Origin of the sequence: Novosphingobium sp. ES2-1 (assembly GCF_015169775.1) — a bacterium.
GTDB classification, from domain to species: domain Bacteria; phylum Pseudomonadota; class Alphaproteobacteria; order Sphingomonadales; family Sphingomonadaceae; genus Novosphingobium; species Novosphingobium subterraneum.
In genome coordinates this window covers 259,013-283,897 of the sequence record NZ_CP063447.1, presented here as the reverse complement: position 1 = coordinate 283,897, position 24,885 = coordinate 259,013, and the positions used below count along the sequence as shown (strand labels likewise).

Here is a 24,885-nt window from a genome sequence, read left to right as displayed (position 1 = left end):
AATTGTTATAGTTTTTCCAGTGCCTGCCTATTTTGCGCACAGGATGCATTTGCCTTAGCCTCTGGCCACTTATAGAACAGCCTCGTTCGGCTTCACGCCGGGCGGAGTTCCGTCCGCGAACAGCCCAGAAACAGCCCAGAGAGGGAATTCGATGAAGAAGTACGCAAGCCTCGCGATCGTCGCCTCAGCAGCCCTTGCCCTTTCGGCATGCGGCAAGTCCGACGATGCATCCGAAGCAGCTGCCGAGGACACGGTGGAAATGCCCGCAGACGAACTGCCGGCAATGGAGCCTTCGGCTGCAGCGGCTCCGATGGCACCTGTGGTTGATGCTTCGGCAGCAGCGGATGCCGAAGCCAACGCCGTGCGCGATACTGCCAACAATGCGGCAGCGGTGGCAGCCGCGGCACAGGCTGCGGCTGATGAAGGCGAAGATCCGCAGACCCCGGCGCAGTAAAGACACAAGCGGGCGACGCGCTCACGCGCCGCCCGCAACCTTAGCCCCCGCAACCTTAGCCATGGCGACGCCCCGCGACACATTCCGCATATTCGCCATCGCTGCACTGGTCGGCCTTGTCAGTGCGTGCGGTCCAGGCGAGGACGAGAAGCCCGGCGGCGTATCGCGCGATGACGCAAAGGCACTGGATGCTGCGGCCGAGATGCTCGATGCCCGCGCGCAGCCTGCCCTGCCGGAAGCCACGGTTCCCGTTCAGGAAGCGCCCATGCCGTCCGCAAGCTGACTGCGCAGACGCGCCACGAGCCACAGCCTGATTGCGCCGGCGAGCCCTGGCGCCACTTCCACCCTGATCCTCTCGGCATCGATCCGCGCAACCAGCGCATTGATCGGCATGCCCTCGGCGGCAGCAGCTTCGCGCAGCATGTCCCAGAACATCGGCTCGAGGCTGATCGAAGTCTTGTGTCCGGCAATCTCGACCGAGCGCTTTGCCGGCGGGTGGTACGGGTTGGTCATGCGCCAGGGATTGGAATTATTGGGGGTGGCCCGCAACCCGCCTCGCTCCTCCCCCTGCATGATGGCAAGAGGCTACGAAGCACTGAGCGAGAAGGAGCAGGCGTCCGACAACTTTCTGCAGTTATTAGCCTCTGGCAGAAAAATAAGCCGAAGTCATAAAGCTGGTCATAAAAAGCGACGATCAGTCGCACATGTCTACGCACCCAAGCGAACAACCGACACATCCCCTATCACGATGGAAGCCTCTCCTTTTACCTCGGAGAACAGCTACCAGAACGATGAGCCCAATGACAATGAGTCACCATGGAACTGTCACCCCTCCGATGCCGACTGACGATTGAGCGTGGTCCGTGCGGCTCGGCATCTGGCTCAAGCTTGCGGAAGGGGCAAGCCCCGGAACCAAGCTCGGCGCGTGCATCCTCAGTGCAATGGGAGCGGCCGCTCGTATCAACTGCTCACTCTTAGGATTGGCGCATCGTTCGCCCATTTGAACGGATTTACCGGGCCGCTCGGCTCACGTTAGTTCAGTTCGACCAAGACTACCTTCGTTGACAGCGTTGCGGCGGTTTGCGCCAATGGTGTTTACCTCGACCAGACTACGAACACGCTGGCGATGAGTGCGATCACGCTATTGGTGTTCATTGCGCTCACGGTCCTGCTTTTGACGCACCCGACAGAGCGTCTCTGACGGCGTTCAACAGATCCCTCACAAGGAGAGAGGCGGCGATTGCAGCTCGTTGGCTCCTGATCCTGATCAGCAGGAGCAGTGTGCGCCAACGGATGGACGCAGGTGCACTGGCAGCCTTGGCGCCGAAAAGACGCCATCCATGCACCAAGGGCGAGGCAGCAACCGTCAAGCAGTAGAGCAGCCCGCCAGATCGGCCCGCACCATGAAAACGGTGGAAGGCGTGCGTTTCCCGTGCGACGCGCGCCCACCGTGCGCGCAGGCGCTTCACGTCATCTAGTGCGACATGCATGACGGCAAGGTCGGATGAGAACGTCGGCAGATAGCCCATGGATCGCGCACGTATACACCAATCGCGATCCTCCGAGAGGCCCGTCCTGAAGTCACCAACGCGAAAAAACGTCTCTCGCGATGTCAACAGATTGCCGGAAAGCAGAAGGCCATCAAGGCGGAAGCTGCGCGCGACATCAAAGCCGTACAGTAGGTCGAAGAGCTGCGCCGGATTGATCTTATCGGCAGGTAGCGAGCCTACTGATACCTCGACAGGACCGCCGACAACCGCACCAGGTGTAGCAAGCAGTCGCTCGGCCACGCTTAGCCAATCAGGCTCGGGAAGACAGTCGCAATCGAGAAAGGCGATCAAATCACCTCGCGCCGCGCGCGCGCCAGCGTTACGTGCAGGTCCTGCTCCTACAATAGGTGCTTCGACAAAGGTTATGTCCAGCTGATTGAACCGGGCAGTGACGACTTTGACGCCGTCAACGCCACAAGCTGAGCGATTGTCGACGACGATGACCTCAAACGATGGCGTAGCGTCAAGGCGGGTAAGCGCCGCGAGGGTGCAAGAGAGACCCACGGAATCGTCCCTATGCGGGATGATGATGCTGAAGCGCGGCGGTGTCACGCCCGCTGCCAGATGTAGTCTCGGCGTTTGCGCCAGTTGCGCCAGCGCCGCTTCAGCCGCTCATATCGCGTCCGCCATTTGCCATCACGCAGGCTGGTCCGGTCGATTGCAAGGCTGGCGCCATCAATATGACGGCTGACGTAAAAGTTAGGGACTGCCTGAATGTTCGCCATAGGCAGATGGAATGTCGGGCACGCCGCTGCAGCTTGCGGCGGTACGATCCAGGGCCACTCGCCTGAGGGCGTTCTGCCGGCACGATGTTCCAGCTGTGCAAAAGTAACGTACTGATCACTGACGCTGTGGTGATCTGCAATGGTGATCCGGGCTTGCCTGAAACTGTCGAGCACAGCCTGGTTCAGTTCAGTTAGCGTGTGATCCTTCCAGAGAGAGCGCTCTTGCTTATCGGGACTGAAGCCGAAGGCGCGTGCGATGGTGTCAAGCAGATCATAGCGCGTTGGATCGATGAAATTGCGCGATGCGATTTCCGTCGCGACGTAATGCCCACTGAACGGTGCGCAGGGATAGTCGATGCCGCCGATGGTCAGCACCATATTGGTGACGACGGGCACCCCATACCATCGTAGCCCAAGGTCGCTCAGGCCCGGAAAGCTGTTGTGATGAATTGGTACTTCATGCCTGAGGTCCGACGGGATGTTGTAGGCATGTCGCACGCCATCTGCCGTCCGCATGATAAGCGGCAACAGGTCGAAGTTGGTGGGTTGCGCCGGTGCGATCCAGCCAAGCCGCTGAGCGATCTGCGTAAGCTCAATATTCGCTCGATCTCCGATTACAGCACCATCATTCAGCATATAGCCTGCGTATCGAAAGATCTGCGCACTTTCGAATGTAGGCGGCATGGATGCAACGGTCGCGGGCGCGAAGATGGTGATCGCGGATCGCAGCTCGCCGCTGGAAAGGGACTGGCGCAGAGTCATCAGGGTTCGATCGACGACCTCATCACAATCCGTGATCGTCCGGCAATCGTTGACCTGCAGGGATTTCCACGTGAGACGCCCCACGCAGCGCGCATGATTGCGCCAGGCGACGCGGGCGCCGAACACCAGCTCGTCGGGACTATGCCAATAGGTTCCCTTCTGCCGAATGCTGCGACGAATATCGCGGATACGGAGATCGGCATCTGCTGAACTTTGCCCGGTTTCGGAAGCAAACTGACGGATGAAAGCAACGGCTTCCTCAATCCGTTCCGAGCGCGTAAGACGTCGTAACCGCCTGCGCACCGGATCGGATTGAACAAAGCGATCTGCCTCGTTCGTCACATCAGCCCGTCAAACATGCGCGCCTCATCGCGAAGTGGTCTGCGGTTGATGCCATAGACTGCTTCAAGCACTCGTGCTCGCGCCCTGCGATACTCGGGATGGCGCGAAGGTGTGTAGGCGTAGGAAGCCTTTGCATGACGCTTGTCGATGCCTTTGATTGATAGCCCGGGATAGGAGTTAGCCTCCGCCATCAGCTTGTGCCAAATCGGCGTATCCTCCAAGATCGAGAAGTCATTGAAACGGACACGATCAATGTAGCGCTCATTCCGGACGAGGAAATCGGCGGTCATGGAGAGGTCTTCGGCGGTTTCGCCCGGAAATCCCTGAAACATTGTGCAGCGCACGGAAATCCCAGCCTCGCTGGCATGACGAATGAAGGCTTCGTTGCCTTCAACAGATGAGCCCTTATCCATCAGGTCGAGCACATGCTGGCTGCCTGATTCAAGGCCAAAGCTGACCCGACGCATTCCGGCTCGAGCCGCAGCGCGTAGTTCATTTCTGGACAGGCCATTATCTTGCCGACGGTCGACATGGACGGTCCCGATCCACTGAGCGCCCGGTACGGCCGTCTGCACATGTTCGACCAGTCCACGCAAGAGATGTGGGTTTGAATTGAGCTTGAGGTCCAGAAAAAGGAAGTTGGTTGTGGCGCAGCGCCGCGACTGTTCCCGCATTTCATTGAGGACGGATTCGACGCTCCGTGTCCGGAACGTCCTGCCATTTGCAGAAACGACGTCCGAGCAGAACAGGCAGCGCCCCCACTGGCAACCGCGGCCAGTCATGATCGGCACGATCCGCACCGGATAGCGATCCCACGGGAAATCGGTGAAATCTGGAACCGAAGAGCGATCCAATTCTCTAAATGGCGGCGCGGCAGGCGTGCCCCGCCCGTCGCTCAGGGTGATGCCGGGAACCCCGGACATGTCCTGCTTGGCGAGGATGGCGGTGACGAGTTCGGGCGCGACAAGATCGGCCTCACCGCCGTAAATTGCGGTCAAGCCGGGAATGGTGCGCCACGCTTCAGTCGTACCCTTCAAGTTGAAGGCTGGGCCGCCCAATAGCACTGGAACGCTGCGCTCCTTCGCTAAGCGGCACAGCTCCACGACGGTTGCGTGATGCTGAAGATAGGCGGACAGCAACAGGATGTCTGGCCGCTGATCCAACGCGCGGCCAACTTCACGGATCACTGTTTCGTGGGGACGCCTGTGATACCAGTAAAACGCCGATCGCATGGCATTGCGGAACACGATGAGGCCTGGAGTCGTCGAGAGGTGCAGAGCCCGCATCCATTTATGATGCAACCGATCCGGCTTTTCGCGCGCTGCGGCTGGAACGTCGTACGCCAGCGGAACGAGCAGATCAACGCGATGCCCGGCATTTCGCAGCGATGCGACCAGCAACCCCACAGCAAGCGTCGGGAATGAAGCGAAATTGTTGAGATCGACGAGGAGAATGCGTTTGCCGTCATTCGAGGACAGGCGCTTCGCACCGCGTCTGGTCACTATGTCCGACAGCGTCACCTCCGCTCCAGTGTGCAGGTGCAATGTCAGACAGGTATCTGATTCGCCGCGGTTTTGGAATACCTGGGCTCAGAACTCATTGATTGGCTGTGCTCCGCCGAGGCGTTCCTTGCCTTGGTTGACCGTGATGACTGGGCCGCAAGCTGGCAGGCAACGCACAAGTCGTTCCAGTTGCTCAACACCGTGGACTGGTGGGCGAAGGCCTCCGAGGGCGTGCGGGGCCGCGTCGGCAAGCCGATCACGCGCAGGCTCGAGAGGGTCGATTTCACGCCTGCACCGCCCAACGGCTATTGGACCGTAACCTTCAAGGCGCGCTACGCGAAGGCGGGGGACGTGACCGAGACCCTGCAAATGGCGTCGGAAGACGGCGGCTGGAAGGTGACTGCCATAACCGTCGAGTAAGCAGGCAAAGGCCCCGCCCTCTGCGTGAGGCGGGGCCTTTGCGCATCAGTACATGTGCTGGCCGCCGTTGAGCGACATGGTCGAGCCCGTGACGAAACCGCCCTCGTCCGCCGTGAGGAAGGCGACGCCACGAGCAATTTCCTCGGCGTGGCCGAGACGGCCCACCGGGATCTTGGCAACGATCTTTTCCAGCACCGGCGCCGGCACGGCGGCAACCATGTCGGTGTCGATGTAGCCCGGCGCGATTGCGTTGACGGTCACGCCGTACTTTGCGCCTTCCTGCGCCAGAGCCTTGGTGAAACCGTGGATGCCGGACTTCGCAGCGGCATAGTTGACCTGGCCGTACTGCCCGGCCTGGCCGTTGATCGAACCGATGTTGACGATGCGGCCCCAGCCGCGCTCGCGCATGCCGGGGAATGTGGCCTTGGCCATGTTGAAGCATCCGCCGAGGTTGATGCGCATCACCTCGTTCCAGTCATCGAAGCTCATCTTGTGGAGCACGCCATCGCGCGTGATGCCGGCATTGTTGACGACGATGTCGATCTCACCGACTTCGGCGGCGATCTGTGCGCAGCCGTTGATCGTGGCTTCATGATCGCCCACGTCAAAGCGGTAGGCGGGAATTCCAGTTTCCGCGGTGAAGGCGCGGGCCTTTTCCTCGTTTCCTGCATAGTTGGCGACAACCGTGCGCCCTTGCGCCTTTAGTGCCAGGCAGATCGCCTGACCGATTCCGCGCGTACCGCCGGTAACCACTGCAACTCGCGACATGCTTTACCCTCCATTGTTCCCTCTCGCGGGTAGGGTAGGTTCATGACGGAGATGCGACAAGTTGCCGAATACGTAAATGCTGCAAAAGAACGAGGAAACACAGCGCAGAATTGCTGCAGCAATGAAGCTAATAGTGTCAGATGCTGACCGCGATCAGAAGCGGAACTGCGTCCCGACATAGACGGCCTGATTGTCCTGCTTGCCATCGGTCAGCGGACGCAGGCGATCACGCTCGGGCGAGTAACGCACGCCCGCGGTGACGTTCAGGTTCTTGGTCAGGCGATAGCTGCCGCCAAGGTCCAGTTGGTAATCGCCCTGGCCCTCAAGAGTGCGCGGCGCGCGGCCAACCTGATCGCGGCCTTCGGCTTCGATCCGGGGCGCAAAGCGGCCCGGCGTCGACGCCGGGCCGGAAGCCTTGAACTTGGCCAAATCGGGCATCTCGATCCGCTGCAGGTCATGCAAAGGCGAAGGTGCGGCAGCTGGCGATGCGAAGCTGGCGTAGCCACGGGCCATGCCGAGGTTGAACGCCATCGGCGCGATGCGGACCGGCGAAGCCCCCGGCTGTGCCGTATCGGCCATTGCGGTGCGGACCGCGAAGTTCGACGAATTCAGCGCATCGACACGGACCGCAACGGTAACCGAGCGAGTCGGCCGGGTATCGGTGCCGGTGGGCGTGAAGCGGAACAGCTTGCCGTTCTTGAGCGCACGAACGGTGATTTGCGAAGCAAGGCGTTCGTCAACCGAGGCCGGCGTGAAAGAACCGATGCCACCGCGCGCCGCAAGGCTGACGGGCGCCATGTCGAAACCGCTGGAGAAAGCCGAGGTGACCGTTGGCGAAAGGGCAAGACCCACCACGACCGCCAGCCCTAGCGTCACAGGCGCGCGCAGGCGGCGGCGCATCGCACCCTTACCTGCAGCCCTGTTGCCGTTGCCGACCATGATACGTCCGTTCTACCCCAACCCGGGCTGTAATCCGCCCCATTATGCTACCGAGAGCGGCTTGCCGTCATAACGACTCCGCGCACCACTCGGACTGTTCTGTGCAATACCTCTAATGCGTGAAGGTTTCCAGTCCCACACCAGATAGAAGTAGCGGCGGAAGACTCTTCCTTGTGAGGTGTGGCGCAATATCCACAGGTGCCTGGCAAGCGACTGCGCTTTGCCGCTGTGCAGGACATGTGATGTTCAGTCACGGTTCACGCGGGCCTTGACCATTTGGCCACGCAATTTCGTGCCTCGTTCATCGTGCTTGCCGCATGGCGCGCGCCGGTGATAGAGGCTCTTTCGATCACGCGCGTTCACATGCGCGCAAACCTGCGGCAATGCCCGGAAACGGCATGCCCGCAAGCCAAGGACTGTTTCGTAGTGACCATGACCGTCAAGACCGCGCAGAGCACCCGCAAGCTGATTCTTCGTGGGCTGATGATCGGGACCATGGCCCTGGCTGTCACCGCCTGCGGCAAGAAGGAGCGCCCGCGGGCGGATCTCGCCGCCAGCCAGGTGACCACGATCGGCGTCAACGCCTACCTGTGGCGCGCAACGCTCGATGCGCTTTCGTTCATGCCTCTGCTGCAGACTGACAGCAACGGCGGCGTGATCGTGACCGATTGGTATGCCAACCCCAAGAACCCGGGCGAGCGCGTCAAGGTGACTGTCTCGATCGTCGACCAGGACTTGCGCGCCGATGCGCTGCGCGTTGCCGCCAGCCGTCAGGTCTCGCAGAACGGCCAGTGGATTGATGCCCCTGTCCAGGCCGCCACCGTGCAGAAGCTCGAAGACATCATCCTGAGCAAGGCGCGCGATCTGCGCCGCGCCGCAATCACGGGATAAGGCGCCGGTCCAGAGCAAAGGGCCGGCCTGATCTGCCGAGAGGCGAATCTTGCGTGTCGCGCCAGCGCTCCCTAGAGGAGCGCGCATGACCGAGAACACTGCTCCCGCCAGCTCTGCTCCTGAGCGCTTCGATCCCGCAATCGCCGACACCCGCTGGCAGCAGGTGTGGGACAGCCGCCAGTCGTTCCGCGCCGACGATTCCAGCACCAAGCCTCGCAGCTACGTGCTGGAGATGTTTCCCTATCCCTCGGGCCGCATCCACATCGGCCACGTGCGCAATTACACGATGGGCGACGTACTGGCGCGCTACAAGCGGATGCGCGGATTCGAGGTGCTGCACCCGATGGGGTGGGACGCCTTCGGCATGCCGGCGGAAAACGCCGCCATGGAAAAGGGCGTCCACCCCGGTGGCTGGACGCGCGACAACATCGCCAACATGAAGGCGCAGCTGAAGCGCCTTGGCTTCGCGCTCGACTGGAGCCGCGAGATCGCGACCTGCGAGCCGGAGTATTACGGCCACGAACAGTCGCTCTTCCTCGATCTCTATGCGGCAGGCCTGGTCTATCGCAAGGAATCGACGGTCAACTGGGACCCGGTCGACATGACCGTGCTGGCCAACGAGCAGGTGATCGACGGACGCGGCTGGCGTTCGGGCGCTCTGGTCGAAAAGCGCAAGCTCAACCAGTGGTTCCTCAAGATCACCGACTTTGCCGACGAATTGCTCGAAGGCCTCTCGACGCTCGACAAGTGGCCCGAGAAGGTCCGCGTGATGCAGGAGAACTGGATCGGCAAGAGCCAGGGCCTGCAGTTCCGCTTCGACCTTTCCAATGGCGAGAGCGTGGAGGTCTACACCACCCGCCCCGACACGATCTTCGGCGCAAGCTTCGTTGCCGTCGCTGCGGACCATCCGATCGCGCAGGGTGTCGCGGCGGTAAACTGCGAAGCAGCCAATTTCATCGCGCTGTGCAAGAAGGGCGGCACCACCGCCGCCGAACTGGAAACGGCCGAGAAGCTGGGCTTCGACACCGGCATCGGCGCGAAGCACCCGCTGACGGGCAAGTACCTGCCGGTCTACATCGCCAACTTCGTGCTGATGGAATACGGCACCGGTGCGATCATGGCCGTGCCGGGGCACGACCAGCGCGACTTTGATTTCGCCACCAAATACGGCCTGCCGATCCTGCGCGTGGTTGCCTCCGATCCGGCAGATGCCGACAAGCCTTTTGCCGGTGAAGCCGAGGCGGGGGACGGCGTTCTCGTCAACTCTGACTTCCTCAATGGCATGAACGTCGTCGAGGCCAAGGCTGCGGTCATCGGCCGCGCACAGAGCGAAGGCTGGGGCGAAGGCAAGACGGTGTGGCGCCTGCGCGACTGGGGCGTTTCGCGCCAGCGCTATTGGGGAACGCCGATCCCGTTCGTGCACTGCGAGGTGTGTGGCGTTGTGCCGGTGCCCAAGAAGCAGCTGCCCGTGACCTTGCCCGAGGATGTCAGCTTCGACGTGCCCGGCAACCCGCTTGACCGGCATCCGACGTGGAAGCATGTCGATTGCCCGCAATGCGGCCATCCCGCCCGGCGCGAGACCGATACGCTCGACACTTTCGTCGATTCGTCGTGGTACTTCCTGCGCTTTGCCAGCCAGCCGGAAGATCGCCCGTTCGATCCCGAAGAAATCAACCGCTGGATGCCGGTGGAGCAGTACATCGGCGGGATCGAGCATGCGATCCTGCACTTGCTTTACGCGCGCTTCTGGACCCGTGCGCTCGCCCGCATCGGCAAGATCGAGGTGACGGAGCCGTTCGGCAGCCTGTTCACCCAAGGCATGGTCACGCACGAGACATACGAGCGCCGGAATCCCGAGAATGGTCAGCCGGTGTTCTACTCGCCCACAGAAGTTGAACGCAGCAGTGATGGCGCAACGCTGAAAGCTGACGGTGCGCCGGTCGAGGTCGGCCGGGTCATCAAGATGTCCAAGTCCAAGAAGAACGTCGTGGACCCGGACGAGATCGTAGCAAAGTACGGTGCTGACGCGATCCGCTGGTTCATGCTGTCGGATTCCCCGCCCGAGCGCGACCTGCCGTGGTCGGAAGCCGGGATCGAGGGTTGCGCACGCTTCGTTCAGCGTTTGTGGCGCCTGTTCGGCCAGTACGACGCTGCCGCAGTGGGTGAAGACAAGGCGCTGGACCGCAAGGCGCACCAGACCGTCCACGCGGTTGCCTCCGACATCGAGGCATTGGGCTTCAACAAGGCCGTGGCGCGGATCTACGAACTGACCGGCGCGATTGAAAAGGCTGCGCCTTCGGCCAGCCGCTCCGCCGCGATCAGGAAGGTCCTGCTGCTCGTCGCGCCGATGATGCCGCATCTTGCCGAAGAAGCGCATGCGCGCTTCGGTACCGGCTTGATCGCCGACGAGGCCTGGCCCGAAGTCGATCCGGCATTGCTGGTCGATGATGAAGTCACCGTTGCCATCCAGGTCAAGGGCAAGCTTCGCGATACCCTGACTGTGGCCAAGGGGACGCCGAAGGAAGACCTCGAACGCCTTGCCCTCGCTTCCGAGAAAGTGCAGCGTGCACTTGAAGGGGCGGAAGTGAAGAAGGTGATCGTCGTGCCTGACCGTCTGGTGAATCTTGTCGCCTGAGCGCCTCGTCCGGATTCTCGCGCCGCTTGCGCTGCTTACCGGTTGCGGTCTGCAGCCAATGTACGCAGGCGGCGGCAAGGGCGAGGTGGCGCGGGCGCTTGCCGACGTCACCATCTCGCCGATCGAGGGGCAGTCCGGCTGGCTTGTCCGCAATGCGCTTGTCGACCGATTGGGCGCTGGCGCGGCAGGGACCGGCGCCCGCTATCGTCTTGATGTCCGGCTGGACGATCGCGTGGAGGGGCTTGGCCAGCTTTCCAACGACGCCATCACGCGCGAACGCCGTACCCTGCGCGCCCGCTACCAGCTGGTTGACACGCAGAACGGTGAGGTCGTCCTTGATGCAACCGCGGGATCGGACGCCGGGTTCGACGTGGTCAACAGCGAATACGCGGTGATCGCGGCCGAACAGACGGCGCTTGAAAACCTGTCACAGGAAGTGGCCGACCAGATCGTCACACGCGTCTCGGTCCGCCTGCGCAAGCGCTCCTGAGACGGGGCGTGAAGGTTACCCAGAAAAACTTTTCGGCAAGTGCGGCGCGCGCGGTAAATGACTGCCGCATCTTCTATTTCTGCGGGCCGGATGAATCCGGTGCCAGCGATGCCGCCGCGAAGATCGCAGGCATGTTGGGCGAGGCCGAGAAGGTCGATCTGAGCGGAGCCGAACTCAAGCGCGACCCGGTGCGCCTCGCCGACGAGGCGCGCTCGGTTTCGCTGTTCGGCGACAGGCGGATCATTCACGTCCGGGCGACCGGCGACGATGCGCACGACGCCGTCGAAACCCTGCTGCAAAGCCCTGTCGACGGCTGGCCTGTCGTGATCGTCGCCAGTTCGGCCACGGACAAGTCGCGCATTGCGAAATTGCTGGAAAGCCGCGCCGATGCGCTGGTCGGCATGTTCCATCCGCCAGACCTCAAATCGGTCGCCAGTGCGATCCGGAGTTCGGCCGATGCGATGGGTGTGCGCATGACCGACGAGCTGTCGGAGCGAGTCGCACGCGCGACTGCGCTCGATACGCGCATGGCCCGAAGCGAGCTTGAAAAGATCGCTCTCTATCTTGATGCCAGCCCGCAGGCGCCGCGAACAGCGACGGCGACTGACCTCGACGAAGTCTGCGCCGTCAGCGAGGACGACGGCATGATGCCGTTGGTCAACGCCGTTCTTGGCGGTGAGGTGCGGCGCATTCCCGCCGAGCTATCCCGCATGCGCGAACAGGGCATGAACCCGGTCGGGCTGGTCCTCGCACTTGAACGCCGCGCCGGGCAGTTGGTCCAGCTCGCTGGTCGGCTTGGGGAACGCGGAGACGTAAATGCTTTCATGCAACAGGAAAGCGATGCGCGTCGGGTGTTTTTCCGTGACCGCGCCGACCTGACCCAGCAGCTCAAGCGCTGGCGCGGTCCGCGGCTAGTCCGCCTGTGCCAAAGACTCGTTCAGCTGCATCGCGTGCTGATTGCCGACAACAGGAACGGGGAACTGGCGCTGGCTCAGGGCCTTGCGGAAATTGCGCGGGCCGCAGCACGATGATGTCTGGCGCAATGCCTTCGTTTTCAGGTGCCCCTGTGGCATAGAGGCCAGGAAAATCCTTGCCCGGCGGACGGCATCACTGTCCTGGAGTGGAGCCGCAAGTCAGGTGTGGTGGCGGCAGGGATCGGGCCCGAGCGACAGGGGTTCATGTTGGCGGAGGGCCTTCAGGTGCTACGATGCCCGGCCACGAAAGCCTGGAGACCACACAGATCTCCACCCGGGTCTCGGCCTTGAAGCTTCCCGATATCCACGCCGCCGCGCCTCCCGGCGCGCCTTGTCCTTGACCGCCATGTTCGATGCCGTGCTCGATAGCGAAGGCGGGAGGCTGCATGGCGCATGCTATCCGCGCGCGTTCCTCTGCGTCGCGCATCCAGCCCAGAACCGCCACAAGGGCAGATCCGCCGTTCCTACGCAACCCGCAGCCGCCCTATGCACGCCAAAATGCCCGGCTCGGCTCGCTTGGGAAAAGCCTCGTCAGTGTCGCTGGAGTGCGTCAAGCGGATCGATTGTCCGCATCGGAGGCGGCTATGTGGATGAACGGGTTACTGCAAGCGGCTTGCCGCCACCCGCGCCATTGCCCGCCGCCTCAGGTAGTCGGCCTCAATGTCCGAACCTTCGGCTTGTCCTCCCATAATACCCAGCGCCGCGCCCAGGCCATGCGCGGCGAGTTCTCCCAGCGCGGCGTCGGTGTCCTGTCCCAGTTCAGCCGCCAATGTCTTGAGCACGCGCGCCATCTCGGCGAACTCCACTTCGCTTTCCCACGCCGCCTTGCATTCCTCGCGGCGAACGAAGCTGTCGCGCATCTCGAAGCCCATGACCATTCTCCTCTCGCGGCGGACCAACCCGCCATGCGGAGAAGCTGTCAGGCCTCGGCAAACTGTCGCTTAACCGACCGCAGCGCACCTTGCCTGAGCCACGTGATGGTTAAGCGGTAAGATTCCTGTCAGCCGAGTCTTACCGGAGACGGATCGCCACGCTCCTCGATCAGCTTTGCCCGCGCATTCGCCCGGCAGCGCAGGTAGTCAGCCTCGACATCGCGCCCGGCCAGTTGGGCAAGGTGATTGAGCGCTCGGCCGAGCCCGCGTTCGGCAAGCACGCCCAGCATCGGCTCGACTGGCACGGCAAGCTCCGCCGCCAAGGCCTTCAGGGCCCGCACCATCTCCGCAAATTCGAACTCCGTCAGCCTTGCGGATTCGTATTCTTCCTTGCGCAACAGGGCCTTGCCGAGGTCAAAGGTCATGGGCCAACTCCTCCAGGCAGGATATGGCCCTTGAGATCAGTTGGACAAGCCGCCGCATCCTTGCATAGACGACGGCAACTCGGGGGATAGACGGTGACGGCAATTGCGCCCGCGATGGGCACGACGGAAGTGTTCCTGATCGCGCTGACGATCATCCTCGCCGTACCCTATCTGGTCTGGCGCCTGCTGCGAACCGACTACTGGGCGCCGCTCGTCGTCGTGCAGATCATCGGGGGCATCCTGCTTGGTCCAGGCGTGCTGGGTGCGGCATTTCCTGACTATTACGCCTTCGTCTTCAACCCGCAGGTCATCGGTTCGCTGAACGGCATCGCCTGGTGGGCGGTGATGATGTTCGTCTTCGCGGCGGGGCTTGAGCTTGACCTGACCGATGCCTGGGCCAATCGCCGCGAAACCGCAATCACCGCTGCGGGCGCACTGATCACGCCGCTGCTGTTCGGCGCGGCTGCTGCCGCATTGCTCCTGCAGACGCCCGGCTGGATCGGCCCCAAGGGCAGCTATGCGCAAGTCGTCCTCGGCATCGGCATGGCCTGCGCCGTCACCGCGCTGCCGATCCTCGTCCTGCTGATGGAGAAGCTCGGTATCTTCCGCGAACCCTTGGGCCAGCGCATCCTGCGCTACGCCAGCCTTGATGACGTGGCGATCTGGGGCGTCCTCGCGCTGATCCTGGTCGATTGGGAGCGCGTCGGGCGTCAGGGCATCTTCCTTGCGACCTTCGCCGTGGCCTCGTGGGCCGTGCGGGCCCTGTTCCGCCGCCTGTCCGAGAACGATCGCTGGTACGTCTCGCTGATCTGGCTTGCCATGGTCGGCTTTGCCGCGGACTGGTCCGGCCTGCACTTCATGGTCGGCGCGTTTCTAGCAGGGGCGGTGCTCGATGCGCAGTGGTTCACGCGCGAGCGGCTCGACGGCTTCCGCCAGTTCCTGTTGCTTGCCGTCATGCCGGTGTTCTTCCTCTCGACGGGTCTGCGCACCAAGTGGGACGTCGGCGGCCTTGCCGTGTTTGGCGCCGCCTTCCTGTTCCTCGTCGCCTCGGTCGCGGGCAAGCTTGTCGGCGTGCGCATCGCCGGACGCCTGCTCGGCTGGGCCAGGGGCGAGGCCTCGATCATCGGCTGGCTGCTGCAGACCAAGGCGCTGATCATGATCATCTTCGTCAATGTCCTGCTCGACAAGGGCATCGTCACCAACGAGACCTTCACCGCCTTGCTGCTGATGGCGGTGATGAGCACGATGCTGACCGTTCCGCTGGTCACCCCCAGGCTGAAGGCGCTGGCCAAGCCAACGCTCCATTAACGCCGTCGCGATAAGGATCGCGGGCATGGAAGCCGTCGATCTCCTCATGGCGGGCGTTGCCGCACTCGTGCTCGGCCTGTGCTGGTGCCTCTACCGCTGCGTCACGCTGCTCGCTGGCTGGCAGGTTGCCGTCGCCCATGTCTGGCGCGGCGGCTACAGCGATCTCGAGCGGCTGGACGACTTCGTCCACCTGCAGCAATCGATCGGCACCCTGCGCGGCTTCGACATCCGCGATGGCGAGGGCAAGCGCTGGATCGAGGACGAGGTCGTCTTCGAAACAGCCGAGGGCACCCGCGTTCATGCCATGGTCGGTCGGCAGGTGCAGCGGTCGTGGAAGCCCTCCAGCGTGTTCCGCATCTGGTACCGCCGCGATGATCCGCAGCGCGTCACTGCCTATGGCCCGGGATACTGGTTCACGATGGCCCTGCTAACCTCCGCTGCGCTCTATGCCACGTTCGCCTGGGGCATAGACTGGGCGCGAACTGGCCAGCCCCCACAATGGCTGGTCGATCTTTCGGCCGCCGAAGTCTCGCACAAGTAAGAGTGGCGCAGGCGCGCAATCTCGCTTCTCCTGTCGCAAAATACCGGAGAGGCCCTGCATGTCCGTCATCGACCCCGTCACCCGCCTGATCGCCATCGAGGAAATCAAGCAGCTCAAGGCGCGCTATTTCCGCTGCATGGACACCAAGGACTACACTGGCCTGCGTGCTGTCTTTGCCGACGACGCGGTGTTCGATGCCTCCTGCTCGCTCTCCATCGAACCCGCTGAGGACGCCGAGAACTGGACGCATGCGGGCGGTGACGCCATCGCCGCCTTTGTCGAGGCCGCAGTCGCCCCCTTGCGCACCGTCCACCACGGCCACTGCCACGAAATCGAACTGCTCTCCGAAAGCGAAGCGCGCGGCGTCATCGCCATGGAGGACCAGATCTGGGACGCCGACGGCAAGCCTTTCCTCCACGGCATGGGCCACTACCACGAAACCTACCGCAAGGAGGCAGGCGGCTGGAAGATCGTGACGAGCCGCATAAGCCGCCTGCATGTGATCGTCGGCGAGTAACCTGGGCGCATCCGGCGTGGAATGACTGCGCACGATCTGCCATAGCGCTGGCGTGAACATCGCCGACACCGCATTCCCGGAATCCGAAATCCTCGATCGTCTCCACGCCGTATTCGGCTTCAACGCCTTTCGCGGCGTGCAAGCGGACGTGGTCGAGCGCGTGCTGGCGGGTCGCTCGACGCTCGCCGTCATGCCCACCGGCGCGGGCAAGTCGCTGACCTATCAGCTGCCAGCGGTCATGCTGCCGGGCACCTGCGTCGTCGTCTCGCCGCTGATTGCGCTGATGCATGACCAGCTGCGCAGCGCCACCGCCAACGGCATCCGCGCCGCCACGCTGACCAGCGTAGATATTGACCGGGGCCAGACCATCGACCGGTTCCTGTCGGGCGATCTCGATCTGCTCTACGTCGCCCCCGAACGCGCCAGCCAGCCGCATTTCCTCGAGATGCTCATCCGCGGCCGCGTCGCCATGTTCGCCATCGACGAGGCGCACTGCGTCTCCGAGTGGGGCCACGACTTCCGCCCCGATTACCGCCTCCTGCGTCCGCTGATGGACGCTTTCCCGGACGTGCCGCGCCTCGCGCTGACTGCCACTGCTGACCGCCACACCCGCGCCGACATCCTCACCCAGCTGGGCATCCCGGAAGAGGGCCTGATCGTTGCCGGGTTTGACCGGCCCAACATCCGCTACGCCATCACGTCGCGCGACAATCCCTTGCGCCAGCTGATGACGGTCATCGCCGAAAACCCCGGCCCCGGCATCGTCTATGCCCCCACCCGCGCGCAGGTGGAAAAGCTCAGCCAGCAGCTGCAGGCCAGCGGTCGCCCCGTCCTGCCCTATCACGCCGGGCTCGATCCGCAGGTAAGGGCCGACAATCAGGCGCGCTTCGTCGCCTCCGAAGACATGGTCATGGTGGCGACGGTCGCCTTCGGCATGGGGATCGACAAGCCCGACGTGCGCTTCGTTGCCCACGCCGCATGCCCGAAATCGATCGAAAGCTATTACCAGGAAACCGGCCGTGCGGGGCGCGATGGCGATCCTTCCGTGGCAGTCATGCTGTGGGGCGCAGAAGACTTCATGCGCGCCCGCCAGCGCCTCGCCGAAGTCGAAGAGCACCGCCGCGCCGGCGAACGCACGCGGATCGATGCGCTCGCGTCCTTGGTCGAAACCGCGCACTGTCGCCGCGCCCTGCTGCTGCGCCACTTCGGCGAAAACCCGCCACCGTCATGCGGCAATTGCGACAACTGCCTGGAAGCCCCGCGCGTCACTGATGCTACCGAGGTTGCCCGCAAGCTGCTCTCCGCCGTCTACCGCACCGGACAGTCGTTTGGCTTCGGCTACGTCGAGAAAGTTCTCACGGGTGTTGCCGACGATCGCGTGACCCAGCGCGGGCACGACCAGCTTTCCGTGTTCGGCATCGTAACCGGCGATGAAGCCCCCCTGCTGCGCCCGCTCGCCCGCGCCCTGCAGGCAAGGGGTGCCTTGGTGGCCACGGAACACGGCGGCCTTGCCCTGGGCGGCGATGCCCGCGCCATCCTGAAGGGCGAAGCGGACGTGCCCCTCGTCCTCGTGCCGAAGAAGGAAGGCCGCTCAGGTCGCCGCCGCAGCGGTACAGGGGCGGCACTGAACCCTGTGGGCGATCCCCTGTTCGATGCCCTGCGCAATCTTCGCCGCGATCTCGCGCGCGAAAATGGCGTGCCCCCTTACGTCATCTTCCACGATTCCGTGCTGCGCGAGATGGCGGCTACGCGCCCGGGCAGCCTCACCGAACTCGGCCAGATCGGCGGTGTCGGCTCGCGCAAGCTTGATGCCTATGGCGATCGTTTCCTCGAAGTGATCCGGCAGTGGTAAGCTGAAAGCAAAACCCCCTCCCGGTCAGGGGAGGGGGCGTGCTCAGTTGATCGTGCCCGAGGCAATCGGCTCGGCCGGATCGTGCAGGGGCTTGCCCCGCGTCTTCCACAGCGAATAGGCCACGCCCCCGGCAATGAGCGCGAAAGTGACGCCAAGGCTGAGCACCGGCGGGAACTTGTCGCCGCCGAGCAGGAAATCGGCGACGAAGATCTTCGAGCCGATGAACACCAGCACGGCGGCCAGCGCGTATTTGAGGTAGGCGAAGCGGTCGATCATCGCAGCCAGCGCAAAATAGAGCGCGCGCAGGCCGAGGATCGCCATGATGTTCGAGGTATAGACGATGAAGGTATCGGTCGTGATCGCAAAGATCGCCGGGACCGAATCCACCGCGAACACAAGGTCGGCAAGGTTGATGACCACCAGCGCCAGGAACAGCGGCGTAGCGGCGTTGACCATCTTGCCGGTCTTCTCGTCCGGCACCTTCACGAAGAAGTGCTGGTCATGCAGCTCCTTGGTCACGCGCATGTGGCGGCTGATCCAGCGCACCGCGGGATTGTTGCCGATGTCCGGGTCATGGTCGTTGGCGAAAAACATCTTGATGCCGGTGAACACCAGGAACGCGGCAAAGATGTACAGAACCCAGTAGGCCTGTTCGACCAGCGCGGCGCCGCCTGCGATCATCGCGCCGCGCAGGAATATCACGGCGACGATGCCCCACAGCAGGGCACGGTACTGGTACTTGGGCGGAATGGCGAAGAACGTGAAGATCAGGCTGATCACGAAGACATTGTCGATCGACAGTGCCTTCTCGATGAAGAAGCCGGTGTAATACTTCATCCCCAGGTCCGCGCCCTTCTCGGCCCAGACCCACGCGCCGAACAGCAGCGCGATGGTGATGTAGAACGCCGTCAGCTTCAGCGATTCACCGATGCCCATGGCCTTGTCCTCCTTGTGGAGGACGCCAAGGTCAAACGCGGTCAGCGCCACGACAAGGCCGAGGAAGGCCAGCCAGAACCACGCAGGCGTGCCCAGCCAGTCTGCGAAAAGGAACTCCATCAGTCAGACTCCTTGTGCCCCCGCACGTCCCGCGATTGCCTCGGCAATGCTCGGGCCGCGGGGGCGTTCCTCTGTGTCAGACTGTTGCCAAGGACGCCGGAAAACCAGCGGCTTCGGGACGGCGCAGGAACAGCGCCGCAAGCCGCGCCTTCACGGCGTTCTTGAGGCTGCGCAGCCGCAGCACATCAAGCGGGTCGCGTGCGATGCGCAGCGCATCGTCCAGCTTCTGGTGACGCTCCATCAGGCGGAAGTAACGATCGGACATTGAAAGTTCCCTTGTCGAAACGGTTGCGTTCGATCGGGAATGCCGAAGCCCGCGAGGCCAAAGTCGGAAACGAGGGGAAGAGACCCGGACCCGCATGACATCGGCATTACCGATGCGGTCCGACATCACGAAGCGCACTGCCGCTATGGCCAGAACGCCGCGCCAGAGGGGCCCGGTCCGCATGAGCAATGTGGAGGGATTTGGTCCGGATTGCAAGAGGGCACGTTGAGCGGGGTCGTTCAGGTAGGTTTCCCTGAAAGGGGTGGCCACCGTCGATCGACGCTGGGCATAAGCGATGACGCTTCGAGCGCTCCACCGAGGCTGACCATATGAAGCTGCTTGACCGGCACAGGTCGATCAAATCGCTTCGTGGCGAAGTGGCCTGGTCCGGTCGTCGAGGGGATCATTCGCGTCTCCGCCATACCAATCCCTGCAGCGCGGGCCATCCGAGCGTAGGCCTCATCCAAGGGCCCGAAATCTACAGGGTCGTTGGTCGCTGCAAACTTGATGATCCATTCCTTTCCAGCGCTCTCGGTAGCCAGCACGTTGCGCCTATGATGTATCGAAACCAGACAGCTAGACCACCAGCGGATACTAAACATCTTTCAGGCTCATTGCGGTTGATCGCGGACGGTAGATCAATCATACTGCACGTGCGCTTAGGCGCTAACTGGCCAAGCGCGTCGATCAAACAGCCGCAGGCGTTGGCATGGAACCAGCGTTCAGGCGTTGCAGGACGGTTCATCCTGGACGGGTTGGGATACGTCGAGGGTGCCGATTGTCAGGCATGCCTCTATCGATCGTTCGCGAATTTGGCCCCCACCTGATCGAAGCCAAGACGCCAATCTTCTTGTCGGACTGCCTCTCGCATGTCGCACGAGAACTCGGGTTCCATCACTTCGCATTAGCCTACGAACCACGAATTCGGTTCGAGGAACGGAAATCCATTCTCATGCACAACTACCCAGCAGAATGGGCCGAGGTATATGTATCGTTCGACCTTGCTGGACAGGATCCGGTACGACGTGCCTGTGATCGAGCGCTGTTGGGATTCGAATGGCGAAACCTCGCCAAACTGATCCCCATGACCATCGGTGACCACCGCATGCTGTCTGTGGGCCGTGAGGTTGGGGTCGCGGACGGTTATACCGTGCCCCGCCACATCCCCGGAGAAGGCAGCGGATCTTGTTCGTTTGTCGTAAGCGCGCAGTCCGAACTCCCGAGAGAGAGGCTGGAGGCTGCAGAGTTGCTGGGCGGAATTGCGATAGCGGCCGCTCGAAGACTGACCGGACTGGGGCAGTACAATTGTAAGCCAGCCCTGTCGGACAGACAACGCGAATGCGTATTGTGGTCCGCCAGAGGAAAGACGGCCGCAGAGTCAGCAATCATCATGGGAATCACTGAGACGACAGTGCTCAAGCATCTGCGCGACGCCAGAGAACGCTATAACGTCCATTGCGGCCAGACACTGATCCTCTGCGCCCTCTTTGACGGGCTGATCAGCTTTCCGGACCTCTTGCGCTGGTGGAACAACATGCTGCGCTGACTCTCAAAAATTAGGCATTCTTGCGTCGGCTATTCTCAGATCTGAGAATACCGCGAGGCATCCCAGCCTGTTTGGATGCGCCATCCCCAACTGGAGATGGCACTATGCCCAACCTCACTGATGCTGCAGCGAATGAAGCCCACGCCTTTCGCACCATGTTTGCCGCGCGCAAGCGGGTATTTATCGACCTTTTGCGCTGGGACCTGCCAGTGCTTGCCGACAAGTACGAGGTCGATCAATTCGACAACCAGCACGCCGATTACCTGATACTGCTCGATGAGAACGGTGAGCACCGCGCATCGACCAGGCTGCTGCGCACCGATACCCCCCACATCTTGCGAGACATGTTTCCGGTGCTGTGCCCCGGGCCAGTTCCGTCCGGACCCGCGACCCGGGAAATAACCCGCTTCTGCCTCGATCCGCGGCTTACTGCTGCAGAACGCAAGGTCGCGCGCAACGAGCTCGTCACCGCCCTGGTCCAATACGCACTGAGAAACGGCATCACGGATTATACCGGTGTCGCCGGCCTTGCCTGGTATCGGCAAATCCGGACATTCGGGTGGCAGTGCCGGGCGCTTGGCGATGCTGTAACACATGATGGGCAAATGCTCGTCGGTCTGCACATCAGTATCGACCGGAATACCCTTGAAGGGCTCAAGCAGGCAGGTTGCTTTGCCGAGCCGACTATCGAAATGCCCGCCGCGACGGGAGGAGCGGCATGACGCCCATCACAATCGAGCCATGGCTCAATGAGCTGATGGCGCAAGGCTACTGCGTCATCCCGCAGCTTCTTTCGCCGAGAATCTTGTCCGATCTGGCTAGCGACTTAGAGGTCCCGTTCAGAACGACCCCATTCGGCCAAGGTCATTTCTATGGCTATCGGACCAAGCGCTTCGGCAGCCTGCTTCGCCGATCGACGCGGGCTCCGGAAATCGTCATGGAGCCCACTGTGCTCGCCCTGGCGCAGGCGGTGCTGGGGGCCGCCTGTGACAGAATCCAGCTCAACGTGGCACAGGCCATCGCAATCCACCCGGGCGAACTCGAGCAATTCCCTCACTGCGACCACGACATGTGGGCCGGGGTGAAGGGGGCGCACGAATATCTCCTGAACGTGGTCTGGCCTCTGGATCCCTTCACGCCTGAAAACGGTGCCACTCGGATATACCCCGGCACGCATCGTAATCCGCCAACTGATTTCTCGGAGCTTCCAGACCCCGTCATCACGGAGTGCGAACCTGGCTCTGCCATATGCTTTCTGGGCTCGACGCTTCATGGCGCAGGTCCAAACCGCTCCTCGGGCGTCCGCCGCGCGATCGTTGTCGGGTACAGTCTGGGCTGGCTCAAACCATACGAGAATATGTGGCTGGCCTATCCGCCGAAAGTCGCAAGGACATTCTCGCCCGAACTCGCGGCGCTTGTCGGCTATGCTCAGCACCGCCCCAATCTTGGAAACTACGAAGGACAATGCCCGTCCGTGCTGCTCAATCGCGGCAGGCGAGGCAAGCTCGGTGCGGTCGATGCACTACGACCCGACCAGGCTGCAATGCTCTCGGAATTTGCGCGGGGGCAGGGGGCACAGCGATGAGCCCGGCGCATGTCCTCGAACCGACATACACGGCCATCAAGCAAAAGTTGCTGGATGGAGCCTGGCCTCCGGGCTCTCGCCTGGAGAGCGCGCGGATCGCCGATCTGGTAGGCGTCAGCATGACCCCGGTTCGCGACAGTCTCAATCGCCTTGTTGGCGAGCGCATGGTGGACCTGAGGCCAGGTTTCGGCTTCCATGTGCCGCGGCTCTGCACGTTCGACCTTCGTGACCTCCTGGAGCTCAACCTTTCGCTGGTGGGACTCGCAGTGAAGCGCACGGGCCAAGCTGGGATCACTGATATCGGGACCGGCGAACCCGACCTCGCCCTGCGCTCGCGTGCGTTGTTTAGCAGCATCGCTGCAGCCGCGCGCAACGAGGCCCTGGCGGACGCAATAGAGTCGCTCAATGATCGCCTTCATCCTTTCCGGCGGATCGAGGTCGAGGTCTTGCGCGACGCCAAACAGGAAGTCGCAGATCTCGAGGCCACGGTGATAGACTCGCCCGGGCGGCAGACTGCGGTCGCTATGCGGCGTTATCATCAGCGCCGGATTTCTGCTGCGCCACGCCTCGTTGCCATGTTACAGCAAATTCATCCGACCAGAAGCTGACGCCGCTTGGTCGTTGACTCTTGCCAAGTCCCTGCAATCGCGCCATCTTCTGCGTAGGCAGCACGAACAGCTGGCATAAGCTGCCCGGACTACAATTCCGCCAGGCATCAAGCACGCCTGTCCTGATGGACCGGTGGTCGGTCATCGCCACGTGAGGCCGGCACAGACCTGACTCCAAACGCAGTCGGCAACTACCTTGCCCGGCTGCCGGGATCATGCCGGCTTCGGTGCCAATGTGTCTCCTACCAGATTTTCCCCTGCGCTGACGTCGCCGCGCGACAGCACGCTCGACAAGGCGTACCGCGAAGAGGAGGCCAGATTGAAGCGCTATTTCGATTGGAAGGCAGGGCCAGACGCATCCGCGGATCTGGTGCAGGATGTTTTTGTCAGGGCCTTGGGCAGAGGTCAGACTGAGCGCCTGGAGAACCCGGCAGGTTATCTCTGGCGCATTGCCCAGAACCTCGTGATCGACACGTTGCGTGTCCGGAAACGACGCGGACCGCTGGTCCAGTTCGACGAAACGCAGCATTCGCCCGATCTTGCCGATCAGGCTGCGATACTCGAAGCTGCCCAGTTGCAGTTACGCTACGAGACGGCACTTGCGGCACTCCCCAAGAGGACGCGCGACATATTCGTGATGCATCGGGTTGATGAGCTGACCTATCAGGAGATAGCTCTGGTCACAGGCCTCACCACTGCGGGGGTCGAATATCACATGTCCAAGGCGCTTGCACACCTTGCCAAACGTCTCGCAGTGCACAGGTGAGTCTTCAGCGATGAGTGGTGAGGGGGGATCCGACAGCGAACGCAACGCGGTCGCCACCGACGAGGCCGCGCACTGGTTTGTCATATTGAGGGGGCCTGATCCAGATCGACACCGTCCGGATTTCGTGAAATGGCGCGACGCAAGCGAGCTGAACCGCGTGGCGTTTGAGCAGGTGGCTGCCACCTTTGATGGAGCTGAGGTGCTCAAGAGGTCGGCCGCGCCGCGGCATCGTCGGCCGCCGCTTCTCCGTCTGGATACCCGTTCATGGATTGGGGGCGCTCTTGCGACAAGTGTCGCTGTCGCCCTTGCCACAGGTGTTGTCAGGGGACCACTGCTCAAGCTGCAACAGACTGCGTCAGATGGGCGTGCCACCACATTCGCTACCAGGCATGGCACGATGCGCACCGTGCAACTCGCGCAAGGCGCAAGCCTTGCATTGGATTCTGCGACTGAAGTGCACTTCGAAGAGCAAGACGGCGAGCCAGTTGTCACCGTGGTCAAGGGACGTGCCCAGTTGCGTCTTCCCGGCGGTGGGACTGAATGGGTGGTGCGTGTGGACGACAGCGAGATAATCTCCCGAAACGGCATCTTCGATGTGAGCTGGAGCGGTGGCAAGGCGCCATATGTGCAGCTCTATGCAGGAGAGGCCATGACGCGGCCCGTCCTGCAAAGCGCAGGCTATGTCGTCGGCGGGCATGGGCTTCCCACAGGCCTGTCCATGCGTCTTGCGAGAGGCCGGGCCGAGCCGCTGCAGCCGCGCTTTGCTGCAGATGAGCGAGATTGGCCACAAGGGTGGGTGCAGTATCGCAGTGTCCCTTTGGCTGACCTCTTGCACACCGTAAACCGCTACGCCGCCAAGCCCATCATTCTTTCGGATCCTGCGCTTGGTAGACTTCGCATTTCCGGTCGCTTCCGGATCGTTGATCCATCCGCGGTCGCCCTAAACCTGGGGCGCGTATTCGCCCTGACAGTCACGGAACGTCCCGAGGGATTCTACATCGATCGACCCTGAAGAAATATTTGCAACTGCAACTAGGGTCCCTGCAGATCCCGACGTCATTGCCCTCATCGCCCGGCTGCTCTCGCGCAACC

General features: G+C 62.5%; 28 protein-coding genes. 17 read left to right on the top strand and 11 right to left on the bottom strand.

The features are described 5' to 3' along the window. Positions 1–151: 151 nt before the first annotated feature. Positions 152–454 (top strand): hypothetical protein, encoded by a 303-nt coding sequence (locus IM701_RS19430; protein ID WP_039335329.1) that lies wholly within the window; start codon positions 152–154, stop codon positions 452–454. A 61-nt stretch (positions 455–515) separates the two neighbouring features. Then, positions 516–737, top strand: coding sequence for a hypothetical protein (locus IM701_RS19425; protein WP_062341738.1), 222 nt, complete (start codon positions 516–518; stop codon positions 735–737). Here IM701_RS19425 and IM701_RS19420 read toward each other — a convergent pair. The 4 genes from IM701_RS19420 to IM701_RS19405 all read right to left on the bottom strand — a co-directional run bounded on the left by IM701_RS19420 (position 707) and on the right by IM701_RS19405 (position 5,353). Further along, positions 707–967 (bottom strand): ribbon-helix-helix domain-containing protein, encoded by a 261-nt coding sequence (locus IM701_RS19420; RefSeq protein WP_062341740.1) that lies wholly within the window; start codon positions 965–967, stop codon positions 707–709. The genes IM701_RS19425 and IM701_RS19420 overlap by 31 nt on opposite strands. A 647-nt stretch (positions 968–1,614) precedes the next feature. Continuing rightward, a complete protein-coding gene (locus IM701_RS19415; protein WP_052242490.1) occupies positions 1,615–2,556 on the bottom strand; it encodes a glycosyltransferase family 2 protein in 942 nt (313 codons plus the stop codon). After that, on the bottom strand, positions 2,553–3,833 hold the full coding sequence (locus IM701_RS19410; RefSeq protein ID WP_193828943.1) for a nitric oxide synthase oxygenase: 1,281 nt from the start codon (positions 3,831–3,833) through the stop codon (positions 2,553–2,555). Before IM701_RS19410 ends, IM701_RS19415 begins: the two co-directional genes overlap by 4 nt. Then, positions 3,830–5,353: a radical SAM protein gene (locus tag IM701_RS19405; RefSeq protein ID WP_052242492.1), complete on the bottom strand. Its 1,524-nt coding sequence runs from the start codon at positions 5,351–5,353 to the stop codon at positions 3,830–3,832. Before IM701_RS19405 ends, IM701_RS19410 begins: the two co-directional genes overlap by 4 nt. 54 nt (positions 5,354–5,407) lie before the next feature. Between IM701_RS19405 and IM701_RS19400 the strand changes: the two genes are divergently transcribed. Continuing rightward, on the top strand, positions 5,408–5,755 hold the full coding sequence (locus IM701_RS19400) for a DUF4019 domain-containing protein (protein WP_255527856.1): 348 nt from the start codon (positions 5,408–5,410) through the stop codon (positions 5,753–5,755). Positions 5,756–5,800: 45 nt separating this feature from the next. Here IM701_RS19400 and phbB read toward each other — a convergent pair whose 3' ends face one another. Together phbB and IM701_RS19390 are read right to left on the bottom strand one after the other, a co-directional pair. After that, the gene (phbB, locus tag IM701_RS19395; protein ID WP_193828941.1) at positions 5,801–6,523 is read right to left on the bottom strand and encodes an acetoacetyl-CoA reductase; all 723 of its coding nucleotides are present in this window, start codon (positions 6,521–6,523) and stop codon (positions 5,801–5,803) included. A gap of 153 nt (positions 6,524–6,676) precedes the next feature. Further along, entirely contained in the window at positions 6,677–7,462 is a 786-nt protein-coding gene (locus IM701_RS19390) for a hypothetical protein (protein ID WP_230487945.1), read from the bottom strand. 483 nt (positions 7,463–7,945) lie between these two features. Between IM701_RS19390 and IM701_RS19385 the strand changes: the two genes are divergently transcribed. The 4 genes from IM701_RS19385 to holA all read left to right on the top strand — a co-directional run bounded on the left by IM701_RS19385 (position 7,946) and on the right by holA (position 12,509). Then, entirely contained in the window at positions 7,946–8,353 is a 408-nt protein-coding gene (locus IM701_RS19385) for a DUF3576 domain-containing protein (protein ID WP_370584389.1), read from the top strand. Positions 8,354–8,438: 85 nt separating this feature from the next. Next, on the top strand, positions 8,439–10,988 hold the full coding sequence (leuS, locus tag IM701_RS19380) for a leucine--tRNA ligase (protein WP_193828940.1): 2,550 nt from the start codon (positions 8,439–8,441) through the stop codon (positions 10,986–10,988). Positions 10,989–11,046: 58 nt separating this feature from the next. Next, entirely contained in the window at positions 11,047–11,478 is a 432-nt protein-coding gene (lptE, locus tag IM701_RS19375) for an LPS assembly lipoprotein LptE (protein ID WP_174544606.1), read from the top strand. 8 nt (positions 11,479–11,486) lie between these two features. Beyond that, positions 11,487–12,509, top strand: a complete 1,023-nt coding sequence (gene holA / locus IM701_RS19370; protein WP_193828939.1) for a DNA polymerase III subunit delta — start codon at positions 11,487–11,489, stop codon at positions 12,507–12,509. A 542-nt stretch (positions 12,510–13,051) separates the two neighbouring features. Here the strand turns inward: holA and IM701_RS19365 are convergent. Both IM701_RS19365 and IM701_RS19360 read right to left on the bottom strand, forming a co-directional pair. Further along, positions 13,052–13,324: a hypothetical protein gene (locus IM701_RS19365; RefSeq protein ID WP_062348366.1), complete on the bottom strand. Its 273-nt coding sequence runs from the start codon at positions 13,322–13,324 to the stop codon at positions 13,052–13,054. Positions 13,325–13,452: 128 nt separating this feature from the next. Then, the gene (locus IM701_RS19360; protein ID WP_193828938.1) at positions 13,453–13,749 is read right to left on the bottom strand and encodes a hypothetical protein; all 297 of its coding nucleotides are present in this window, start codon (positions 13,747–13,749) and stop codon (positions 13,453–13,455) included. Positions 13,750–13,863: 114 nt separating this feature from the next. On the opposite strand from IM701_RS19360, the gene IM701_RS19355 reads away from it, so the two are divergent. From IM701_RS19355 to recQ, 4 genes are read left to right on the top strand one after another with little or no spacing between them, the layout of a single operon-like run. Further along, positions 13,864–15,057 (top strand): cation:proton antiporter, encoded by a 1,194-nt coding sequence (locus tag IM701_RS19355; protein WP_062348353.1) that lies wholly within the window; start codon positions 13,864–13,866, stop codon positions 15,055–15,057. Positions 15,058–15,082: 25 nt separating this feature from the next. Further along, positions 15,083–15,598 carry a hypothetical protein gene (locus tag IM701_RS19350; protein WP_193828937.1) on the top strand — a complete coding sequence of 172 codons (516 nt, stop codon included), beginning with the start codon at positions 15,083–15,085 and terminating at the stop codon, positions 15,596–15,598. Between the two features lie 58 nt (positions 15,599–15,656). Continuing rightward, positions 15,657–16,115 carry a nuclear transport factor 2 family protein gene (locus IM701_RS19345; protein WP_052242495.1) on the top strand — a complete coding sequence of 153 codons (459 nt, stop codon included), beginning with the start codon at positions 15,657–15,659 and terminating at the stop codon, positions 16,113–16,115. 52 nt (positions 16,116–16,167) lie between these two features. Next, entirely contained in the window at positions 16,168–17,967 is a 1,800-nt protein-coding gene (recQ, locus tag IM701_RS19340; RefSeq protein WP_193828936.1) for a DNA helicase RecQ, read from the top strand. 42 nt (positions 17,968–18,009) lie between these two features. On the opposite strand, the gene IM701_RS19335 is transcribed toward recQ, so the two are convergent. The 3 genes from IM701_RS19335 to IM701_RS19325 all read right to left on the bottom strand — a co-directional run bounded on the left by IM701_RS19335 (position 18,010) and on the right by IM701_RS19325 (position 19,890). After that, positions 18,010–19,023 carry a TerC family protein gene (locus tag IM701_RS19335; protein ID WP_193828935.1) on the bottom strand — a complete coding sequence of 338 codons (1,014 nt, stop codon included), beginning with the start codon at positions 19,021–19,023 and terminating at the stop codon, positions 18,010–18,012. A gap of 76 nt (positions 19,024–19,099) precedes the next feature. After that, on the bottom strand, positions 19,100–19,288 hold the full coding sequence (locus IM701_RS19330; protein WP_039335347.1) for a hypothetical protein: 189 nt from the start codon (positions 19,286–19,288) through the stop codon (positions 19,100–19,102). A gap of 239 nt (positions 19,289–19,527) precedes the next feature. Beyond that, entirely contained in the window at positions 19,528–19,890 is a 363-nt protein-coding gene (locus IM701_RS19325; RefSeq protein WP_193828934.1) for a HipA domain-containing protein, read from the bottom strand. A gap of 185 nt (positions 19,891–20,075) precedes the next feature. Here IM701_RS19325 and IM701_RS19320 point away from each other — a divergent pair, with 185 nt between their 5' ends. From IM701_RS19320 to IM701_RS19295, 6 genes are all read left to right on the top strand, one after another. Beyond that, positions 20,076–20,834, top strand: coding sequence for a LuxR family transcriptional regulator (locus IM701_RS19320; protein ID WP_193828933.1), 759 nt, complete (start codon positions 20,076–20,078; stop codon positions 20,832–20,834). A gap of 104 nt (positions 20,835–20,938) precedes the next feature. Beyond that, entirely contained in the window at positions 20,939–21,556 is a 618-nt protein-coding gene (locus IM701_RS19315; protein WP_193828932.1) for an acyl-homoserine-lactone synthase, read from the top strand. Then, the gene (locus IM701_RS19310; protein WP_193828931.1) at positions 21,553–22,419 is read left to right on the top strand and encodes a phytanoyl-CoA dioxygenase family protein; all 867 of its coding nucleotides are present in this window, start codon (positions 21,553–21,555) and stop codon (positions 22,417–22,419) included. Before IM701_RS19315 ends, IM701_RS19310 begins: the two co-directional genes overlap by 4 nt. Beyond that, on the top strand, positions 22,416–23,027 hold the full coding sequence (locus IM701_RS19305; protein ID WP_193828930.1) for a GntR family transcriptional regulator: 612 nt from the start codon (positions 22,416–22,418) through the stop codon (positions 23,025–23,027). The genes IM701_RS19310 and IM701_RS19305 overlap by 4 nt, the downstream gene beginning before the upstream one ends. A 319-nt stretch (positions 23,028–23,346) precedes the next feature. After that, positions 23,347–23,793 (top strand): RNA polymerase sigma factor, encoded by a 447-nt coding sequence (locus tag IM701_RS19300; RefSeq protein ID WP_193828929.1) that lies wholly within the window; start codon positions 23,347–23,349, stop codon positions 23,791–23,793. Positions 23,794–23,803: 10 nt separating this feature from the next. Continuing rightward, positions 23,804–24,805 carry a DUF4880 domain-containing protein gene (locus IM701_RS19295; RefSeq protein ID WP_193828928.1) on the top strand — a complete coding sequence of 334 codons (1,002 nt, stop codon included), beginning with the start codon at positions 23,804–23,806 and terminating at the stop codon, positions 24,803–24,805. The last annotated feature ends 80 nt before the right edge of the window (positions 24,806–24,885 follow it).

Coding starts and splice junctions, on each gene's coding strand:
- IM701_RS19430 (WP_039335329.1), top strand. CDS start 152: ATGAAGAAGTACGCAAGCCTCGCGATCGTCGCCTCAGCAGCCCTTGCC.
- IM701_RS19425 (WP_062341738.1), top strand. CDS start 516: ATGGCGACGCCCCGCGACACATTCCGCATATTCGCCATCGCTGCACTG.
- IM701_RS19420 (WP_062341740.1), bottom strand. CDS start 967: ATGACCAACCCGTACCACCCGCCGGCAAAGCGCTCGGTCGAGATTGCC.
- phbB (WP_193828941.1), bottom strand. CDS start 6,523: ATGTCGCGAGTTGCAGTGGTTACCGGCGGTACGCGCGGAATCGGTCAG.
- IM701_RS19390 (WP_230487945.1), bottom strand. CDS start 7,462: ATGGTCGGCAACGGCAACAGGGCTGCAGGTAAGGGTGCGATGCGCCGC.
- IM701_RS19385 (WP_370584389.1), top strand. CDS start 7,946: ATGATCGGGACCATGGCCCTGGCTGTCACCGCCTGCGGCAAGAAGGAG.
- leuS (WP_193828940.1), top strand. CDS start 8,439: ATGACCGAGAACACTGCTCCCGCCAGCTCTGCTCCTGAGCGCTTCGAT.
- lptE (WP_174544606.1), top strand. CDS start 11,047: ATGTACGCAGGCGGCGGCAAGGGCGAGGTGGCGCGGGCGCTTGCCGAC.
- IM701_RS19365 (WP_062348366.1), bottom strand. CDS start 13,324: ATGGGCTTCGAGATGCGCGACAGCTTCGTTCGCCGCGAGGAATGCAAG.
- IM701_RS19360 (WP_193828938.1), bottom strand. CDS start 13,749: ATGACCTTTGACCTCGGCAAGGCCCTGTTGCGCAAGGAAGAATACGAA.
- IM701_RS19355 (WP_062348353.1), top strand. CDS start 13,864: ATGGGCACGACGGAAGTGTTCCTGATCGCGCTGACGATCATCCTCGCC.
- IM701_RS19350 (WP_193828937.1), top strand. CDS start 15,083: ATGGAAGCCGTCGATCTCCTCATGGCGGGCGTTGCCGCACTCGTGCTC.
- IM701_RS19345 (WP_052242495.1), top strand. CDS start 15,657: ATGTCCGTCATCGACCCCGTCACCCGCCTGATCGCCATCGAGGAAATC.
- IM701_RS19335 (WP_193828935.1), bottom strand. CDS start 19,023: ATGGAGTTCCTTTTCGCAGACTGGCTGGGCACGCCTGCGTGGTTCTGG.
- IM701_RS19330 (WP_039335347.1), bottom strand. CDS start 19,288: ATGTCCGATCGTTACTTCCGCCTGATGGAGCGTCACCAGAAGCTGGAC.
- IM701_RS19325 (WP_193828934.1), bottom strand. CDS start 19,890: ATGTTTAGTATCCGCTGGTGGTCTAGCTGTCTGGTTTCGATACATCAT.
- IM701_RS19320 (WP_193828933.1), top strand. CDS start 20,076: ATGCCTCTATCGATCGTTCGCGAATTTGGCCCCCACCTGATCGAAGCC.
- IM701_RS19315 (WP_193828932.1), top strand. CDS start 20,939: ATGCCCAACCTCACTGATGCTGCAGCGAATGAAGCCCACGCCTTTCGC.
- IM701_RS19310 (WP_193828931.1), top strand. CDS start 21,553: ATGACGCCCATCACAATCGAGCCATGGCTCAATGAGCTGATGGCGCAA.
- IM701_RS19305 (WP_193828930.1), top strand. CDS start 22,416: ATGAGCCCGGCGCATGTCCTCGAACCGACATACACGGCCATCAAGCAA.
- IM701_RS19295 (WP_193828928.1), top strand. CDS start 23,804: ATGAGTGGTGAGGGGGGATCCGACAGCGAACGCAACGCGGTCGCCACC.